Genomic DNA, 18,237 nt, shown 5'->3' on the forward strand with positions numbered 1-18,237 from the left:
ATGGAACATCGATTGATCAGCTCCATCGAGGGCGCGCTGGGCTGGCACAGGGCCGAACAGATCGGAAGGGCGTTCGTACGCGGACGCAGCGACGACACGGAGCTTCTGTCCCGGGTTCTCACCCCGAACCGACTCCTCGACATCGCGATGCGACGCAGTCTGAACCGTCCGCAATTCCGGGTCTTCCAGAAGAGCGAAGAGGTCCATCCGGCCGTGTACTTCACCGACACGGTCAGCCCGCGAGGTCAGAGCATCCCCATGGTCAACATGCACCGGCTCGGCGGTCTGCTGGACGAGGGTGCAACGCTCATCATGGACCAGCTCAACGTCTTCGACCCGACGATGGAGGTGGCCTGCCGCGCCCTGCAGTGGTGGTCACACGAGCGGGTACAGGTCAACGCCTACCTGACGACGAACGAAGCGTCCGGCTTCCCCCTCCACTGGGACGACCACGACGTGATCATCGTCCAGCTCGCCGGTGAGAAGAAGTGGGACGTGCGCGACACCACACGCACCGCTCCCATGTACCGGGACGCCGACCCCAACAGCACCCCGAGCGACACCGTGCTCTTCGACGGTGTGCTACAGCCTGGCGACATCATGCACATTCCACGAGGCCACTGGCATCAGGCCACCCGTGCGGCCAAAGGCAGCGGGTACAGCCTTCACGTCACCTTCGGGATAACCAAGCGCACTGGCGCGAGCTGGCTGGCCTGGCTCGGCGACTGGTGCCGTGAACACGAAGTGTTCCGCCACGACCTCGACCGCCAGCACGCAACCGGCCATGAGTCCCTGGTGGAGGCAGCTGCCCGGCTCGTCGTGGAACGCCCGCCCACAGACTTCCTCACGGCGTACGAGCAGAACACGGCCCCAGGCCGTCACGTGCCGTTCCTCGACATCTTCGGGCCCCTCGACACCGTGGTCTGCACCACCCACTTCCCTCCCCAGGTCCGCACCAGCGGCGACACGGTGCACGTCATCGCGGCCGGGAAGCGGCTCACACTCGCGGCCAAGGCGCTCCCCACGATCCGGCTGCTACTCAGTGGGCAGCCGATCGTGCTGGGCGAGGCGGCGGCCGTCGTCGGTGCCGAAGTGGTCGAGGTAGCCGAAGTCTTGGTGAAGGAGGAGCTGTGCGCGCCGCTGACCGACGAACTGTCCTCGGGTTACACCGGTCTCGTCACGAACGCCGTCTCCTGACGGGTGCACTGGATCTCGGCGTCACAGCCTTGGATACCGCGTACGCCTACTTCCAGTTCCGCTCCCACGAGACCCTGGCCCGAGTGGCCGGCGATCTGCTGCCGAAGTTCTCGGTGTCCACAAAAGTCGGCTACTTCCCCGACGGCCACTCGCTCGATCCTGCCCGCCTGAGCACGGCGGTTGATGATGCGGTGCGGGATCTGGGACGCGAGCCGGACTGGGTGCTCTTGCACAACCCCGAGCACTCCGCCCCGGCAGGCGATGCGCTGGCCGAGGCGTGCGGCGTGCTCGCCGACGCCGCATCCGCAGGCCGGTGCGGAGGATGGGGCGTCTCCACCTGGGATCCACGCCCCCTCCTCGGCCAGGTCAACACACATCCCAGCCCTGGGGTACTGATGCTGCGCTGCGGCCTGCTCGTCGGGATCGACATCCTGGATTCCGCCGAACTCCTTGCCACGCAGTGGCGCCCCTCATCAGTCTGGGGCATGAGCCCGTTCGGCGGGAGTACGTCCACACCGGTCTGGAAGTCGTTCGACCCGCGGACCTTCCTGCGTGATGCCGATACGGCCACATCGGTGCAGGCTGCACTTCGTACCGCCTTCGAGCTCCCGATGGTGGATGCCGTGGCCGTCGGGACAGATGACCTCGACCATCTCAAAGAGTCGGCCAACTGCCTTAAGTACGAGGTCGATGACACGATGGTCAGTGAGTACCGCGACCTGCTGCGCAGTCGTCAGGCTGATTGAAGTTCCCTCACCGTCTGCTCGGCCACGGCGCGGGCCGGTGTCAGGCGCGGGTCCTCCGGATGGGCGTGCGGGCCGAGGATCTTCGCCGAGGCGAAAAGAAGCATGAGCTTGCCGTCCCGGCTCTCCAGATCGCAGCGCCGTTCCTGGCGGACGCGGTCGGCCAGAGCCGGGACCGCGAGGGAGGCAGCCCACAGGGTAGCGGCGTCCAGCCCTCGCGGGGCCAGCCCCCAGTCCTCCCAGTCGAACAGGCAGAACTCCGGCGCGGTCACGTTCGCCCAGTTCAGATCCGCGTGCGCAGGCGTCCACTGGTGCACCAAGGTGTCGACGCCGGCGAACACATTGCCGATGGTCCGCGTGACCAGTTCCTGCGTGATGGCCTCGGTGTCAGGAGTAGCGACGCGGTAAGTGTGCTGCGCGGCCAGCGCGCCCAGGGACGCATTCAGCGCCGCCCACCACGCGTCCAGCAGGCCCGGGTCCTCGCTCACGATCGCCGAACCGACGGGCTGTCCAGGAAGAAGCGCGGTTTCGTCGGCCCGCCACATCACTGGCTCGTCCGTATCCCGCCATGCCATGCTGCCGTACCAAGCCGGTTTGGTGACCCCATGCAAGGCTTCCGCACTCGCCGTCCCGTCCCCGCCCTGTGAGCCGATCCGGTCGAGCCCGCGCCTTTCGATGCGTACCCAGGTATCCCGGTCCGTGCGCGCTCCGATCGACCGGCGTTTCCGTACGACCGTCGCTTGGTCGAGGCGTACCTGCAGGGTCCGTTCCACGCGGTCCAGTGCGTCCTCGATCGGCTCTTTACGGAGATCAATTACGCGGGGCACAGTCGCGGTCATGGCAGGGACGGTAGCAACCAGCCGCCACGGCGCGCTCGACAATCACGAGCGCGACGCAGTTCGGGTGCCGTTCCTGCGTCGCCAACGAAGCCCAGGACCCCTCGTTCGGCAGCAGCAGGGGGAACAACCGGGCTGGAAGACGGGCGGGCGCGGCTCTCTCATTCTTGCCGTAGGCGTGGTGAATGAGCACAAGAAGCAACGTTCAAGTCGACGAGAGGACCAAGCAGCAGCGCCGCCCCGTTCGCCAGCTCGCATCCCGGGCCGTCAACTGTGCAGTAGTCACTGACTGTTGATCAATTCAGCTGGGCTCGGGGACTGCTGATGCGCAAGGATGACTTGCCCGAATCCTTGACGTTCTGGTGTGGTGAGGCTGCGGGCACGGGAGGTGCTGACGAACCAGATACTCCTGAATGAGGAGTTGCGGGCGGCGGATACGGCGGCCCGGGGGCCGAGATGCGGGGAGACCCGTTGCCGCCTTGCAGGCCGCTAGCCTGTCGGTATGTCGGAGCGTGTCATGCCCGGTTGTACGGGCAGCCTCATCACGCTGGGTGCCGCGGACGCTCTGTGGGTCGAGTTGACGGCCGACAGTGCCGTGCCGACGGCTTCTGGCGCGTTCACCTGCTCTCCTGCCCATGCCCGGACGGGATACGTCCTGCTCGGCGGCCGTGTGGTGGCGACGGTGAGGGCGAGCGGCGATCAATGGCGTGTCCCGGAGGCTGAGGTGCACCGGTCGGCCGTGGAACTGAACACAGTGGGGATGGACCGACAGGACCTGGTCCGCGTCGGTCCCTTCCGTGGGACGCCGAGGCAGGAATGCAACGAGGAAACGCCGCTGCGTTGGCGTCAGCGCATCGCGTGGGAACTGCAGGAGCCGGGAGGCTCTGAGCGGGCGGCACGAGGTGAAGGCGGCCGGCCGCACCATCTGGTGGGGATCGACTGGCGGCAGATGCTCGTGGAGCAGACCCGCGATGGGTCGCGGCGGATGTGGTGGCTGCCGCGCGCGGTGGTCAGGCTGCTGGATGCGGCCGAGCACGCCGAGGCGCAGTGGGTGCGCGTCGCGCGGAGGCGCCCGGCGAGCGCGGCCGTCACCGAGCCGCTCCCTCTCCCCCGGCAGGCCCAAGCCGCGGACGATCGACGGACGACGAGCCCGCAGGGGACCGTCGCCGTACTGCGCGCGTACAGCGGGGAGTTGGAGGGACAGCTGTACTCGGTGCTCAGCAGGAAGACCAATACCTCCCGCAGGGTGGCCGGGTGGGCGTGCGCTGTCTGCCGCACCGCGCCCGCTGCCGTCCTCGACCACTGCCACGAACACGGCTATGTCCGCGCCCCGGTCTGCCAGTCCTGCAACACACAAGAGCGCCCCGATCACCTGTACAGCAACGACATCCGCGTAACCGACCGCTACAGGCGCCTCTTCGACACCGACACCGACCACTGGCTCCGCCACTGGCACCGCTGCCCCGGCTGCCGCGCACGCACCACCCTGCCGTTGCCGCACCTCGCCGCATGGACCGCCCACATAGCCTGCCGATCGCTGCGCCCGACCCACCGCGACCCCCGCAGCTCCCGCGGGCGCACGCCCTGCGGCGTCCTGCGCGTGTCCTGGACAGGCAGCCAGAACACGCCCCGCTCCTGCCTGCTCACCGTCGCCGTCGACTTCTGCCCCTCCGGCGAGCACCGCATCCTGGCACAAGTCCCCTACCGCGAAGCCACCGAGCAGTTCCGCACCTGGCTGACCGAAACGGCCCCCGCCGTGGCCGCCGCAGCTGGCCCCGACCGCTTGGACGGCCTGCCCACCCAGCCCCGACCCGTCATCGCGGACACCAACAGCGAGGGCCAGGCACTGTTCTGAGCGAGCACCGGGACACCCCGGCGTCACCTCGCAGCTCCTGGGCCCCCCGACATGGTCACCTCGCACGTTCAGCGAAATACGCAGCGGCAGTCGCCACTCTGTGAGTACGTGTTCTTCGCGCACCTAGGCTCGTGTGCATGGGCAGCACACATTCCGGCGTTCGTCGCCTGCGCATCGCCGCGTCACCGGAGAGGACCACGGTTGTCGAAGTTGATGGTCACGATGTGGCAGCGGCGGTGCATGCCTACCGGATTACACAGACCGTGGATGAGGGTCCCAAGGTCACGCTGTATGTGCAGGAGGGCTGGAATGGCTTCGAGTTCGATGGCTTCGCCGACGTCCTCGTCGAACCGGCCGATGTTCGGCACGTGGTGATCGGCTTCCTCGAAGCGGTGGACTGGCGGTCGCTCGACGCGGCCGTCCTGGACCGTGCGGATCTGGACGGCGGCCCTGGTGAACTGACGCGTGGGGTACTAGCGCAGCTGAAAGAGTGGGCGGCGCATGCGTGACCTGTCGACGCTGGCACGGTTCGCGGAGCGGCATCTGATGCCGGACACCGTGCAGGTCAGCCGACCCCAGGGCGAGGAACGTCTGGACGAGGAGAGCGGGGCTCTCGTGCCGGTTCCGCCGGTGATCGTGTACGCGGGCAAGTCGGGCTTGTACCCACACCAGGAGCGCATCCGCAGCAACAGCACTGGCCGGGACGGTGCGTGGGTTGAAGAGGCCCGAGCGGGCTACCGACTACTCCTCCCGCTCGATGCGCCGGAGGTGTGGGAGAACGACACGGTGCTCGTCGTCCAGGCCCGCGACCAACAGGCCGTGGGCCGTACGTACCGGGTGGCCGCGCCGGGCGCGGTTTCGTCGGTGCCCTCGTTGCGCACGGTGTGGCTGGAGGAACACAACCGCAAGCCGGTGGCTGAGGCGCCATGAGCGGCGGAAGCTTCTCGCACCCGTCCGCGCTTGCTGCGGCCCTGGAGCGCGGCGGTCAGGCGGCGTTGGTGGCGGCGGAGACGGCGATGCGGCACGGCGCGCAGGCCCTGGTGGCTCAGGTGCAGTACAACGCCTCAGGCCGGCCCGGCCCGCGGGTGGTCACGGGCCGCTACCGGGCCTCGTGGCAGTCCGAGGTCCATCGAAGTGGTCCGGTGCTCGTGGCCGAGGTCGGGACGAACGCTCCGCAAGGCAGGCGGCTGGAGTTCGGTTTCGTCGGCGTCGACAGCCTGGGGCGGCACTACCACCAGCCCCCGTTCCCGCACCTCGGTCCCGCAGTCCAGCAGGCAGGTCCCGCTCTCGTACACGCCCTGGGGACCGCCGTGGCGGAGGCAGCGTGACGGCGTCATCGACGACGGGCCTGGCCCGATGATGATCGACCGCGCACCCGTATCGAAAGCACTCCAGGAACTGATCGCGAAGGCGACGGGCCGCCCGTGCGGCCTCGGCGTCCTCCCCCTGGTCGGCGGCCAACCTGCCCCCGTTCCGTATACGGTGCTGTACCCACTGGGAGGATCGGTCGGCGGCGCGCCGCTGGCCGATGCCTCGGAGGACGCCGACCTCGACTACCAGGTAACTGCGGTCGCGGCCCGGACCGATCAGGCCGAGTGGATCGCCGACCGCACCCGTAATGGCGTGGTGGGGCGTACTGCCTCCGGGGCTTGGCAGCAGGCGCTCGACACACCGGGCGTTGACGTCTGGGCCCGCGAGCTGTCCATGGACAAGGGTGTCGAACCGCAGACTGGCGAGGGGATCGTGGCGTACGTGCAGCGATACCGCCTGCGCGCAACCGGCGGGGTGGACGAAAAGCCGTCACCCCCTGCAACGCTGTCGCCCATCCAGGCGAAGACCGCTTGAGTCCGAGCGGAATGCATTGGTCGATGTGGATCAAAGAATCAAGATCGTTGGCACGGCTGGCGGGGCGAACGGCAGCGTCGGCCGCGTCACTGCCACGGCTGGAAATCCTCCATGAAACACCTTGATTTCAGGGGTAGTTCGCCACACCGTGGCGAGAGAGTGCCTTGAGGAGATGGACGCTCCCATGCCGCCGCTGGTGCCCTGCCGGTTGTTCCGGCAGGGCACCAGCGCGGTTTGCGGTCAGGAGTGGGTGTAGAGGTCCTGGATCTGGCCGGCGGTGAGTGCTGCCGGGTAGGTGCGGACGTCCGAGATGGCTCCGGTGGTTTGGTTGTACAGGGTGTTGCTGCCCGCCGTGGCGCAGGCGCCGATGGCCAGGGGTGCGGTGGGGGTGTAGACCGGTGTGGCGTTGGCGACGGCGGTCTTCGTCAGGGCGCCGTTGACGTACAGCGACTGGATGTTGCTGACGGAGTCGTAGACGGCGGTGAGATGCGTCCAGGTTCCTGGGGTGGCGGTTCCTCCACCGGCGACTTTGTAGGTGGTGGTGGCCGCGTCGCTGGTAGTGGTCATGAACGCCCACGTCTTGAGGGTGGCGTCGTAGCCCAGGTAGAAGGCTTGGTGGTTGACGGTGCCCTGGCTGACAGCGGTCTGTGTGGTGGCGAGCGAGTCGAGTTTCACCCAGGCCGAGACGGTGTAGCTCTGGGTGGTGTCGAGGGCCGGGCCGCTGGTGTGCAGGTAGGCGGTGCTGCCGTCAAAGGTGGCGGCGCCCGGGTTGGTACCGGTGTGGTTGGGGGCCCATGTTGTGGTGCCGCTGGCGGTGGCGGGGTTGGTGGCGGCGGAGTCGGTGAGGTTGCCGGCCAGGCTCCACTTGTTGGCAGCGATCAGCGTGGTCCCGGCGACGAGTGGGCGGTTGAAGGAGGCAAGCGGGGTGCTCGCGGTGCCGTCGCTGGTGTGGCCGGGCCAGGTGTTGAGCTGGCCGCTGCTGGTGACGGCCCACAGGTCGGGGATGCTGTCGCCGGTCAGGTCGCCGTCGGAGCCGATGACGGGGTAATCGGTGGCGGGGAGGTTCCCGATGGTCGTGCCGGTGGAGATGGCGGTGAGGGTGGGCACGCTCTGGGTGCCGTCGGGGGTCGTGGCGGTTCCGGGGGTGAGGGCGTAGGCGTTGATGTCACCGCTGGTGCGGTTGCGGGCCCATAGGCCGGGGTGGCCGGTGTGGTTCCAGTCACCAGAGGAGATCAGGTCCCAGTTCTTCCAGCCGGTGGCGGTCAGGCGCACAGGGGTGCCGAGGCGGGTGTCGGAGATGGCGGGGTAGAACCACAGGGTGGCATCGCCCGAGGGGTTGGCTTCCTCGGTGAGCAGGCCGGTGCGGTTCTGGAAGGTGCCCGTGGTGAGGGCGGTGGTAGAGGGGTCGCCGAGTGCGGCGATCTGTGTGGTGGCGGACCAGTCGGTGGCATAGCCGGTGCAGTAGGTGCCGGAGCCGTCGTCGGTGCACGGGGGCTTGGCCAGGGTGTTGTACTTGTCGAAGCGGCCGTTGGCGCCCGTTACGCCCGGGTTGCTGTAGTAGTACAGGCGTGGCGAGCTGGCCTGGTGGGCGAAGAGTCCGTCGATGCTGGTGCCGCCGCGCAGGCTGCCGCGGTGCGAGACGGTGTAGTTCTTCCAGGAGTCGCCGCCGGGTGAGTTGCCGGCCAGGGCGGCGAGGGAGGTGGCGGGGCTGGTGGCCTGGGTGTTGCCGGGGACGGTGTGGGCGTAGAGGTTGCCGTCGCTGTGCGGGGTGACGATGTCGGGGGAGCCGTCGCCGGTGGTGTCGCCGAAGACGGGGGCGGGGCTATTGGGGTTCCAAGGGATGTAGAAGGCGTAGGAGGCGATCTGGGAGTAGTTGCCGGCGTTGTCCTGGGCCTGGATGTAGAGCAGGTTGGTGCCCCAGTGGCCGGGCGTCACCGGCAGGGTGTTGGTGGGGAGCTTGCTGCCGCACTGCCAGGTGGCGTCCGCCATGGCCGGATCGAAGCCCCAGCGCAGGCAGGCCAGGCCGGAGGCGACGCCGGTTGACGGGACGGGGTCGGTGGCGGTGAAGGGGACGTTGCCACTCTGTCCGATGTGCAAGCTGGTGGTTTGCCCGTTGCCGGCCGGGGGGAAGGTGGTGGACGGGTCGGCCACCTGGTCCGATGCGGTGGGTGTGGTCACGGTGGGCGGGGCCAGGTCGAGGCGGAAGTGGCAGACGCTACTCCCATTGGAGGCGAGGATGCCGTCGCTGGTGGAGGCGTTCCAGGCGTAGGCGTGTCCGTCAGTGAGGTCGCTTTGGGGGACGGTGAAGGAGACCTGGCTGCCGGAGGAGGCGTAGCCGCCGCCGTTGCTGTAGCCGGTGCCGTGCGCCGTGTTCGGCAGGCCGCTGACCGAGTCATCCCACAGGGCGAAGTAGCCGCGTACCGGCTGGGCGGGGGCGGTGGGGCTGGAGACGGTCGCCTTCAGCTGCAGTCCCTGCGCGAGTCCAGGGGCGCCGACGAAGGCCCGGTCGGTGGGGCCAGCCTGGGCCTCGCACGGCTGGCTGGTGCCAGCCGAGACGGAGCCCGGCACGGGGGAACTGGTCATTCCGGTGGGGACGTTGGGGACCTGGTCGTAGGTGATCGCCAGCGTGGCCTTGTTGGACAGGCGCTTGAAGCCGTTGATGTCCTTCTCGTCGCCGTACAGGACGAATGTGATCGACGGCCAGCCATTGTTTGCGCCGTTCTGGACCACGTTCTTCACGTCGTAGGAGAAGGGCACGTTGCCCATGCAGCCGGAAGATCCGGTGCCGCCGACCCGGTCGGTGAGGCCGGTGTCGGTGTCGGAGGGGGAGTTGTTCCAGGTGGTGCCGGGGCCGATGGTGTCACGCGTGTACGACAGGCTCACTTCGTAGGTGGAGTTGCAGTCCCAGTCGGCGGAGTAGGTCTGGTTCACCGTCAGGACCGCGCTGCCGAGGATGTCGTGGTGGGTGGCGAGGACGCCTGTGTTGAACTGGTAGTAGGTGCGCTCGGTGTCCTGCGCGGAGCAGCCTCCGCCTCCGGGGTAGGAGGTGCCGCACAGGCCGAGGCCGGGCTGGCTGCTGCGGGAGGAGCCGTAGGCGCCGAAGTTGCTGGTGTCCGAGTGCGCGGACTGGATCCATGTCCAGGTCGGATCGCCCGGACTCCACGGCAGGTAGGACGGGTCGATGAACACCGGGTAGTGGGTGCTGGAGCCGTGCAGGATGTCTGGCACCGGTGTGATGTCCACGCTGCCGCTGCCGACCGCGGTGGGCATGGCGGCGCTCTGCGCCCCGGCGCCAGGACCGTCAGCCGTGCTGGCGCCAGCCTGCCCGGTGGTCAGGGACCGAGTCGTCAACCCTGCTGTAGCCGCTGGGTGTTGCGCCGTCCGGAGTGCGCCGCTCGCCGTGGACGTGGTGCTAGAGTCCCACATCTGCGGCGCGGGCGCGGCGAACTGCGGGGTGCCCGTGACAGTGTCAACGGCCTGCAGCGCCCCCGCACTGTCCGCCTTCATCGTCAGCCCTGCCCCGGTGGTGCCCAGGTGCAGCGTGGCCAGGGCCGGGTTCTTGGCGGCATCAGCGGTTTTAACGACCAGCACCTCGCGGATCCCGCCGAGTTCGGTCGCGGTGACAGCCAGATCTATGTCGGGGAGCACATTCGCATACGTTGCGGTGTTCCCGCCGACCGTGGGCTTGGGCAGGGCGAACGGCATGGTGACAGCCAGCGACTTGCCACCCGGACTCGTCAGGGTTGCCAGTGGCCCGCTGCCGCCCCCGGACAGAGTCAGGGAATTGGCCACCGCCTTCGGGGACAGCGATCCGTCGGCCCCTGCCTGGAGAGTGGAGTCCACGTCCGCCCACGCACCGTTGACCTTGGCACGGGTGGGTGCGGGTGTGGTGGTCTGGGTGAGCGTGCCGTCCGCATTGGCCACGGTCTGCGCGTACGGCGTGGTCAGCGCGTCGATGACGACCTGCTTACCGCTCGCCTTCGCCTGCATCAGCGCCTGCGTGGTGGCCTTCTCCTCGGGCGGCAGTTGCGCCTGATGGAGTGCGTCACCCTTCGCTAGATCCGGCGTGTCGTCGGCCCATGCCGGCGTCGGCAGCCCCACCGCTGCGGTCGCCAGTGCGGCGGCGATCAGTGAGGCCGCTCTGCGGCGATGTGCTTTCCGTCTGCCACGCGAGTAGGCGTTGTTGCCCCCCATGCGGGTCCCCTCCCGGCTCTGGCGTACTCGTGCACGCCGATCGAGCAGGCACAGTAACCAGGCATAAGAGACGCAGGTCAAGCGCGCATTTAGGGCGTACCCCACTACGTGGGGATAGGGCGGGTGGAATTGGATTAGACCAATCTAATGATGAGGTCAAGTGTGGGTCACGTGATGGTTTGGTGTGTGAATTCACGGCTATCTTCGCCCGGTTGACGTCGCCTGCCCACCGGCAGAGCGGCTGCGTGTGTGCGAGGGGGAGAGTCGTGGGGACTTGGGGCAGAGCGTGGCGTGAGTGGCGACGCGGCCGCCGTCAAGGATGGCTTGGAGCGGTCACCGTGCTCGCGACTACTGCCACCCTGCTCGGACCGGTCTCCGCGCAGGCGACGGACGCCGCAAAGCCGGCAGGCTCGCACAAGAAGTGGACCCCGCCCCACACCGCTCTGCCCCACACCCCGTCGGTGCGGGCGGTGAACGGACCCCAGGCCGGGGCCCCGAAGCCGCACTACAAGGTCCCCAGCAGTTGGTCTGGTCCCTCCGGTGGCGGTTTTGCCAGCGGGTCAGCGGCTCTGGCCCTCCCCAAGGAGAAGGGGCGTGCGAAGCTTCAGGCCGGCCATCTGCCGATCTGGGTGGGACAGGCTTCGCAGACACCCACGGATGACGCCACCAACGGCCGGGGCAAGAACGTTGCGCCGGCGGCCGCCGGAACCCAGATCAACGTCGGTGTTGCCGATGTGGCAAAGGCGCACGCTGTCGGCGCGCAGGGGCCAGTGGTCACCCTCTCCCAGACCTCCGGCGCCCCGTCAGGTCGGATCGAGATCGGCATCGACGCCCGCCAGCTTGACGCTGCCTACGGCGCCGACGCCGCGTCACGTTCCCACCTGGTCACCCTCCCTCCGTGCTCGCTGACCACCCCCAAGGCCCCGGGCTGCCTCAAGCAGACCCCCCTCGCCTCCCACCTCGACACCGCGACCGGCCGTCTCATCGCCGACGTCGCCCTCCCGGCGTCCACGGCAGGGCAGCCGTCGGCGAAGAGTGCCGCTGCGGCGCCCGCCCCTCAGCCGCTTGTCCTGGCAGCACAGACCACTTCAGGTGGCGGCGGCGGTACGTACGCTGCCACCAGCCTGACCCCGAGCGGCTCGTGGACAGCCAGCGCGGGCAGCGGAGGTTTCACCTACAACTACCCCATCCAGGTGCCTTCGTCCCTGGGGGGCGACACCCCCAAGATCGCCCTGGGCTACGACTCGTCGTCCGTGGACGGCCGCACGTCCTCGACCAACGCTCAGGCGTCCTGGATCGGCGACGGCTGGGACTACAGCCCCGGCTTCGTCGAGCGTTCCTACAAGTCCTGTGACAAGGATGGCCTGAAGTACTCCAGCGATGCCTGCTGGGGCGGCTATAACGCGACCCTGTCCCTGGGCGGCCACTCCAGCCAGCTGGTCCGTGACGACACCAGTGGGACGTGGCGGCTCAAGCAGGACGACGGCTCGAAGGTCGAATTCCTCACCGGAGCCAGCAACGGAACCTCCAGCGGTGAGTACATCAAGGTCTCTACCACCGACGGCAGCGTGTACTACTTCGGTCTGAACCACCTGCCTGGGGGTGATAAGAGCGACACCGCCTCCAACTCGGCCTGGACCGAGCCGGTGTATTCGCCCAACAGCGGGGACCCTTGCTACGACTCCGCCAAGGGCAACGCCTCCTGGTGCCAGATGGGTTACCGCTTCAACCTCGACTACGCCGTCGACGCCCACGGCAATCTGACCACCTACACATATGCGACGCAGTCCAACTACTACATGCGCGGCGGCGGCCAGAACCCGGGTGCGGGCGTCCTCACCTCCTATATCCGCGACGGCGCCCTGACCTCAGTCGCCTACGGGCAGCGCCTTGCCGACCAGGTCACGGCGAAGGGCAAGCTGCTTGCGGCGGCGAGGGTGAACTTCACAACCGCTCCGGAGGGACGCTGCTCAACGGCGGGGAGTTTCACCTGCACCGGCGCCACCTTGTCCTCGTCGAACGCGGCCCACTGGCCGGACGTTCCGTACGACCAGAACTGCGCCGGCACCGGCACCTGCACCAACAACGGCCCGTCGTTCTGGTCCAACAACCGCCTGGCGTCGATCACCACGCAGGTGCTGTCCAACGGCACGTACAAGAACGTCGACAGCTACGCGCTGACCCATACCTATCCGGACCCGGCGGACGGCAACAAGCCCACCATGTGGCTGGCCGGCATCCAGCGCACCGGCCAGGACGGCACAGCGATCACGCTGCCCCAGGTGTCCTTCACTGCGGTGGAACTGCCCAACCGGGTCGACGGAACGGACCTGGTACCGGCGCCGACCATCTTCAACCGGCCCCGCATCCAGACCATCACCACGGAGATGGGCAAGCAGATCCAGGTCGACTACAACCTGCCCGCCTGCTCCCGGGTGAACAAGGTGATGCCCGCATCTGCGGACACCGACACGATGAACTGCTACAACGTCAAGTGGTATCCCCCGGGCTCGGTGTACGGCGCGGACCCCGCTTCCGACTGGTTCAACCGGTACACGGTCAGCAGCGTCACCGAGAACGACCCCGTGGCTCACACGGCCTCTGCGGTGACCAAGTACGCCTACGGGCCTGCCGCCTGGCACTACGACACCAACGAGCTGACCGACCCGAAGACCCGTACCTGGAACGAGTTCCGGGGCTTCGCCACCGTCACCGTCACCACCGGCAACGGCCAGGACGGACCGGTCGCACAGTCTGTCACCAAGTACCTGCAGGGCATGGACGGCGACACCCTGCCCGGCGGCTCCACCCGTTCCGTCAAGGTCGCCGACTCCCTCGGCGAACAGGTCACCGACTCCGACTGGCTGGCCGGCCAGGCGCTGGAGAGAGACACCTACGACAAGGCGGGCGGCAACGTCACCGCCTACTCGGTCACCACCACCTCCGGGCCCACGACCACAGCTACTCACGCCCGTGGCTCCCAGCTGCCCGACCTCGTGGCCCGCTACAGCGCCTCCACCATCGTGGCCACCGCCAAGGCACTCAAGGCCGACGGCACCATGCGCACCACCACCACGACCACCCTCACCGACCCGGCCCACGCCAACCGCACGACCAGCGTCGACACCACCGCCGAGGGCCAGCCCGAGCAGTGCGTCCTGACCTCGTACGCCACCAGCAGCAACAGCTTGGTGACCGGCTTGGCGGACGAAACCAAGACGCTGACCGGCAGCAGCGCGTGCACGGCGACCGCGACCAAGGACAACACGGCTTCGGACGTGCGCACCTTCTACGACGGTCAGCCCTTCGGCCAGGCGGGCGGGAACGGGGACGCCACCACCGCCCAGGTGCTCGATCACTACGACAGCGCGGGCAGCCCGGTGTTCGTGACCACCGCGACCACCACCTACGACGCCTACGGACGCACCACCTCGGTCACGGACCCCAACACCACGGACACCCAGCACCCGGGCGGTGCCACCACCAGCACCGTCTTCACCCCGGCCAAGGCCGGCGAACTGCCCGCGACGGTCGCCGTCACCAGCCCCGCGCCCGGCAGCACCACTGACTGGACCTCCACCAGCACGGTCGACATCGCCCGCAACTCGGTACTCACCAGCACCGATCTGAACGGCAAGACCACGACGCGCGCATACGACGCACTGGGGCGCATGACCGGGGTGTGGGCACCGGGACGTCTCACGTCCCAGCACCCCAACGCCACCTTCGCCTACGCCATCAACGGCAGCAGCGCGCCCTCGACCGTCACCAGTGCCACGCTGGACAACGACGACGCGCACTACAACAAGTCGATCACCGTCTACGACGGCTTCGGGCGCGCCCGCCAGACCCAGACCACCCCGGGGCTGTCCGCCTACACCGGACGCATCATCAGCGACACCTTCTACGACTCGCACGGCTGGGCCGTGGAGTCCCGAGGCCCGTACTACGACGCCACCACCGCGCCCGGCACCACGCTGTTCACCACCACGGACAACCAGGTGCCCGGTCAGACCACCACGGTCTACGACGGCCAGGGGCGGGCCACCGCCTCGGTGTTCTCCTCCTACGCCATCGAGCAGTGGCGCACCACGAGCGCCTACCCCGGTGTGGACGAAACCGATGTCACGCCGCCCACCGGCGGCAGCGCCACCACGACCATCACCGACGGACTCGGCCGCACCAGCCAGCTGTGGCAGTACAAGACCCCCACCGCCACCGGGCACGCCAGCGACGCGGACGTCACCACCTACACCTACACGCCGACCGGCAAGCCGGACACCCGCACCGACGCCACCGGCAAGAACACCTGGTCCTACACCTACGACCTCCGGGGCCGCCAGACCAGCTCCACCGACCCCGACACCGGCACCACCAGCCTCACCTACGACGCCGACGGGCACCTGGCGACGACCACGGACGCCCGCAAGCAGACGCTCAGTTACGACTACGACCTGATCGGCCGCAAGACCGCTGCCTACAGCACCACCGCCCCGTCCACCACCCGGGTACCGCTGACGGCCTGGACGTACGACAGCATCAGCAACGCCAAGGGCCAGCCCGTCAAGGCCAGCCGGTTCGTGGGCGGCAAGACCGACGCCGCCTACAGCAGCGAGGTCACCAGCTACGACGGTGCCTACCACCCCACCGGTACGACGGTCACCATTCCCGCGAGCGAGGGCAAGCTCGCCGGCCAGTACACAACGACGGCCAGCTACGACCCGATCACCGGTGCGCTGAACGAGTCGGTCACCGGTGCACGCGGCGACATCCCGGCCGAGACCCTCGACTACACCTACGACGTCAACGGGCCGCTGGAGACCTTCGGTTCGTACGCCACCACCTACGACCTGTCCACCGACTACGACGCGTTCGGCCATGCGATCCGCACCACGGTCAACCCGTACGGCACGCAGATCGTCGCCACCGACAACTACGACCAGGCCACCGGCAGCCTGCTCTCCTCCTGGATCGACAAGCAGACCGCCACCAACGGCGCGGTCCAGCAGACCACCTACAGCCGCAACCCGGCCGGGCAGCTCACCGCCATCCAGAACATCCCCGACAACACCCCGGCCCAGACCGACCTGCAGTGCTTCAACTACGACTACCTCGGCCGCCTCACCACCGCATGGACCGATACCGGCGGCACCACGGCCAAGGCGCAGCCCTCCGTGGCCAACATCGGCGGCTGCAACAACACCAGCCCCACCAGCGGCGCAGCCGCCGGGAAGACCACCGCCGGTGGACCCGCCGCGTACTGGACGTCGTACGCCTACGACAGCACCGGCAACCGCACGTCGCTCACCCAGCACGACACCACAGGTGACACCAGCAAGGACGTCACCACCACACAGACCTTCGCCCCCACCGGCCAGGCCAACCAGCCCACCACCGCTGCGAACACCGGCGGCGGCACCGGGGGCGCCCACGCCCTGCTCTCCACCACCAGCAGCGGCCCGAACAACCCCGGCGCCACGTCCTACCAGTACGACGCCACCGGCAACACCACCGCGATCACCACAAGCGGCGGCACCACATCGCTCACCTGGGACACCGAAGGCAAGCTCGCCTCCACGACCGCCACCGGTGACACCGGCGGCACCAGCTACATCTACGATGCCTCCGGCAACCAGCTCATCCACCGCGACCCGGGCAAGACCACCCTCACCATCGGTGCCGACGAGCTCACCCTGGACACCGCCACCAACACCGTCCACACCACCCGCACCTACGCCCTGCCCAACGGCCTCACTGCCGTCCGCACGGCCGGGGGCATCGCCTGGCAGGTCGGCGACAACCACGGCACCGCCACCCTCGCCCTGGACTACAAGACCCTCGCCGAAACCCGCCGCCCCGCCGACCCGTTCGGCAACCCCCGCGGCACCCAGCCCTCCGCCTGGGCCGGCGACCACGGCTTCGTCGGCGGCACCCAGAACTCGGCCACCGGTCTGACCCACCTCGGCGCCCGCGAATACCAGCCCGCCACAGGCCGCTTCATCAGCGCGGACCCGATCCTGGACGCCGCCCAGCCCCAGCAGTGGAACGGCTACACCTACAGCAACAACAGCCCCGTCAATCTTTCCGACCCCAGCGGCCTGCACCCGGACGGCTCCTGCGGAGGCGCCGGCTACTGCAATGTGGGAACCGCCGAGAACCCTCGGGTCGAGACCTGGACGTACGAGGGCAGCGGCGACTGGTCATGGGGCTGGTCCGGAAGCTCCACCCAGACCTGGAGCGAAGGCGACAACAGCTACAGCGTCACCAGCTACGTCCACTACAACCGACGCCACGGCTACAGCTTCGACCAGACCGAAGTCCAGGCGAAACCCGTCGAGAGGGACACCACGTTCCATGGCTATGCCATGGGAACCAACCCGAACTACAACCCCAATGTCAGCGCCAGCGACGGGAGCACGCGCGGGCCGCTCCACACATGGCAGAAGATCGCCCTCGGCGTTGTCATAGTCATCGGAACGGCCGGAGCCGCAGCCCCCGCAGCCCCCGTACTGCTCGATGGGGCGGGAGAGGTCGGACTGGCCTGCCTGCGCAACCCCGCCAAGTGCGCGGAAGTCGCAGGCGAAGCCGCCACCGGCGGAGCAGCCGGAGGCAGCCTTCCCTCGGGCCTCGCCGCCGACACGGCCCGCGCCGAACAGGCTGCCGAGAACGACCTCGAAGATCTCATCGCAGCAGCCTGCAAGAACAGCTTCCCCGGCAAGACCCCGGTGCTCACGGCCACCGGAACCGCCAAGCACATCGAAGATGTCAAGGTCGGCGACACGGTACAGGCCACCAACCCCCTCACCGGCGTCACACAACCGCAAAAAGTCACAGCGGTCATCAAAACCCTGACCGACACCGACTTCACCGACTTCACCATCACCACCCCAAACGGCCCGCGCACCCTCACCTCCACCCAGCACCACCCCTACTGGAGCGAGACCCGACACCGCTGGACCAACGCAGCCGACCTCCACACCGGCGAAGAGCTCCGCAGCCCCGACGGGCACACCCAGCGGATCACGCGGATCCGCAACTACACCGGCCACATCGTCACCTACAACCTCACCGTCGCAAACCTCCACACGTACTATGTGCTGGCGGGGCAGACTCCGGTCCTCGTGCATAATTCGAATGGGGCCTGCGGCACAAACCTGACACGAGGTGAAAAGGTTGCGGCCGCTACGGGTGTCGATGATCTGTCGCCAGCGTTGCGAAAGAGCCTCACCGGCTTCATGAAGAAGAGTCCAGGGGATGCCGAAATTCCGCAGATCGTTCGCCTCCCCGGAGGCGGTGCGGAGTTCTACTACAAGGTCCCCGGAAGGGTTCCCGGGTCGTACGCGATGTATCGGAAGCGAGTAGATTCTGAAGGGGTCACGGAGTTGGCTTACAAGACGACCTTCCTTCCTGATGGCAGCATTGCTCACATCAAGTTCAAGTGAGGGTGAGGGTGAGGTCCATGGGATCGGATACCTGCCAGGCTCTGACCAGCCTGCTTGGTTGGGAATCATCGCTGGATGGCCTGATCGACGCCGCTAACCGATGCGATCGACACGAGGGGCCGTCT

10 protein-coding genes are annotated in these 18,237 nt (G+C 68.1%); 8 read left to right on the top strand and 2 right to left on the bottom strand.

The genetic code is table 11. The features are described from left to right. A complete protein-coding gene (locus ACGFRG_RS05590; RefSeq protein ID WP_393261608.1) occupies positions 1-1,197 on the top strand; it encodes a JmjC domain-containing protein in 1,197 nt (398 codons plus the stop codon). After that, positions 1,131-1,943: an aldo/keto reductase gene (locus ACGFRG_RS05595; protein WP_393261611.1), complete on the top strand. Its 813-nt coding sequence runs from the start codon at positions 1,131-1,133 to the stop codon at positions 1,941-1,943. The genes ACGFRG_RS05590 and ACGFRG_RS05595 overlap by 67 nt, the downstream gene beginning before the upstream one ends. Here the strand turns inward: ACGFRG_RS05595 and ACGFRG_RS05600 are convergent. Beyond that, positions 1,931-2,779 carry a hypothetical protein gene (locus tag ACGFRG_RS05600; RefSeq protein ID WP_393261615.1) on the bottom strand — a complete coding sequence of 283 codons (849 nt, stop codon included), beginning with the start codon at positions 2,777-2,779 and terminating at the stop codon, positions 1,931-1,933. The two genes, ACGFRG_RS05595 and ACGFRG_RS05600, sit on opposite strands and share 13 nt — an antisense overlap. 925 nt (positions 2,780-3,704) lie before the next feature. Between ACGFRG_RS05600 and ACGFRG_RS05605 the strand changes: the two genes are divergently transcribed. The 5 genes from ACGFRG_RS05605 (at position 3,705) to ACGFRG_RS05625 (ending at position 6,476) form a co-directional block, all read left to right on the top strand. Then, on the top strand, positions 3,705-4,631 hold the full coding sequence (locus ACGFRG_RS05605) for an endonuclease domain-containing protein (RefSeq protein WP_393261617.1): 927 nt from the start codon (positions 3,705-3,707) through the stop codon (positions 4,629-4,631). Between the two features lie 137 nt (positions 4,632-4,768). Continuing rightward, positions 4,769-5,140 carry a hypothetical protein gene (locus ACGFRG_RS05610; RefSeq protein WP_393261619.1) on the top strand — a complete coding sequence of 124 codons (372 nt, stop codon included), beginning with the start codon at positions 4,769-4,771 and terminating at the stop codon, positions 5,138-5,140. Beyond that, the gene (locus ACGFRG_RS05615) at positions 5,133-5,561 is read left to right on the top strand and encodes a DUF6093 family protein (RefSeq protein ID WP_393261621.1); all 429 of its coding nucleotides are present in this window, start codon (positions 5,133-5,135) and stop codon (positions 5,559-5,561) included. Before ACGFRG_RS05610 ends, ACGFRG_RS05615 begins: the two co-directional genes overlap by 8 nt. Then, a complete protein-coding gene (locus ACGFRG_RS05620; RefSeq protein ID WP_393261623.1) occupies positions 5,558-5,959 on the top strand; it encodes an HK97 gp10 family phage protein in 402 nt (133 codons plus the stop codon). The genes ACGFRG_RS05615 and ACGFRG_RS05620 overlap by 4 nt, the downstream gene beginning before the upstream one ends. A 28-nt stretch (positions 5,960-5,987) precedes the next feature. Next, on the top strand, positions 5,988-6,476 hold the full coding sequence (locus tag ACGFRG_RS05625) for a hypothetical protein (protein WP_393261626.1): 489 nt from the start codon (positions 5,988-5,990) through the stop codon (positions 6,474-6,476). A 240-nt stretch (positions 6,477-6,716) separates the two neighbouring features. Here ACGFRG_RS05625 and ACGFRG_RS05630 read toward each other — a convergent pair whose 3' ends face one another. Beyond that, positions 6,717-10,670 (bottom strand): LamG-like jellyroll fold domain-containing protein, encoded by a 3,954-nt coding sequence (locus ACGFRG_RS05630; RefSeq protein ID WP_393261629.1) that lies wholly within the window; start codon positions 10,668-10,670, stop codon positions 6,717-6,719. 338 nt (positions 10,671-11,008) lie between these two features. On the opposite strand from ACGFRG_RS05630, the gene ACGFRG_RS05635 reads away from it, so the two are divergent. Next, positions 11,009-18,112, top strand: a complete 7,104-nt coding sequence (locus ACGFRG_RS05635) for an RHS repeat-associated core domain-containing protein (protein WP_393261631.1) — start codon at positions 11,009-11,011, stop codon at positions 18,110-18,112. The last annotated feature ends 125 nt before the right edge of the window (positions 18,113-18,237 follow it).

The organism is Streptomyces sp. NPDC048696 (assembly GCF_043198895.1).
GTDB lineage: Bacteria > Actinomycetota > Actinomycetes > Streptomycetales > Streptomycetaceae > Streptomyces.

Excerpts from the sequence above, each read along its gene's own strand:
- ACGFRG_RS05615 (WP_393261621.1), top strand. The coding sequence starts at position 5,133 with ATGCGTGACCTGTCGACGCTGGCACGGTTCGCGGAGCGGCATCTGATG.
- ACGFRG_RS05620 (WP_393261623.1), top strand. The coding sequence starts at position 5,558 with ATGAGCGGCGGAAGCTTCTCGCACCCGTCCGCGCTTGCTGCGGCCCTG.
- ACGFRG_RS05630 (WP_393261629.1), bottom strand. The coding sequence starts at position 10,670 with ATGGGGGGCAACAACGCCTACTCGCGTGGCAGACGGAAAGCACATCGC.
- ACGFRG_RS05590 (WP_393261608.1), top strand. The coding sequence starts at position 1 with ATGGAACATCGATTGATCAGCTCCATCGAGGGCGCGCTGGGCTGGCAC.
- ACGFRG_RS05625 (WP_393261626.1), top strand. The coding sequence starts at position 5,988 with ATGATGATCGACCGCGCACCCGTATCGAAAGCACTCCAGGAACTGATC.
- ACGFRG_RS05600 (WP_393261615.1), bottom strand. The coding sequence starts at position 2,779 with ATGACCGCGACTGTGCCCCGCGTAATTGATCTCCGTAAAGAGCCGATC.
- ACGFRG_RS05610 (WP_393261619.1), top strand. The coding sequence starts at position 4,769 with ATGGGCAGCACACATTCCGGCGTTCGTCGCCTGCGCATCGCCGCGTCA.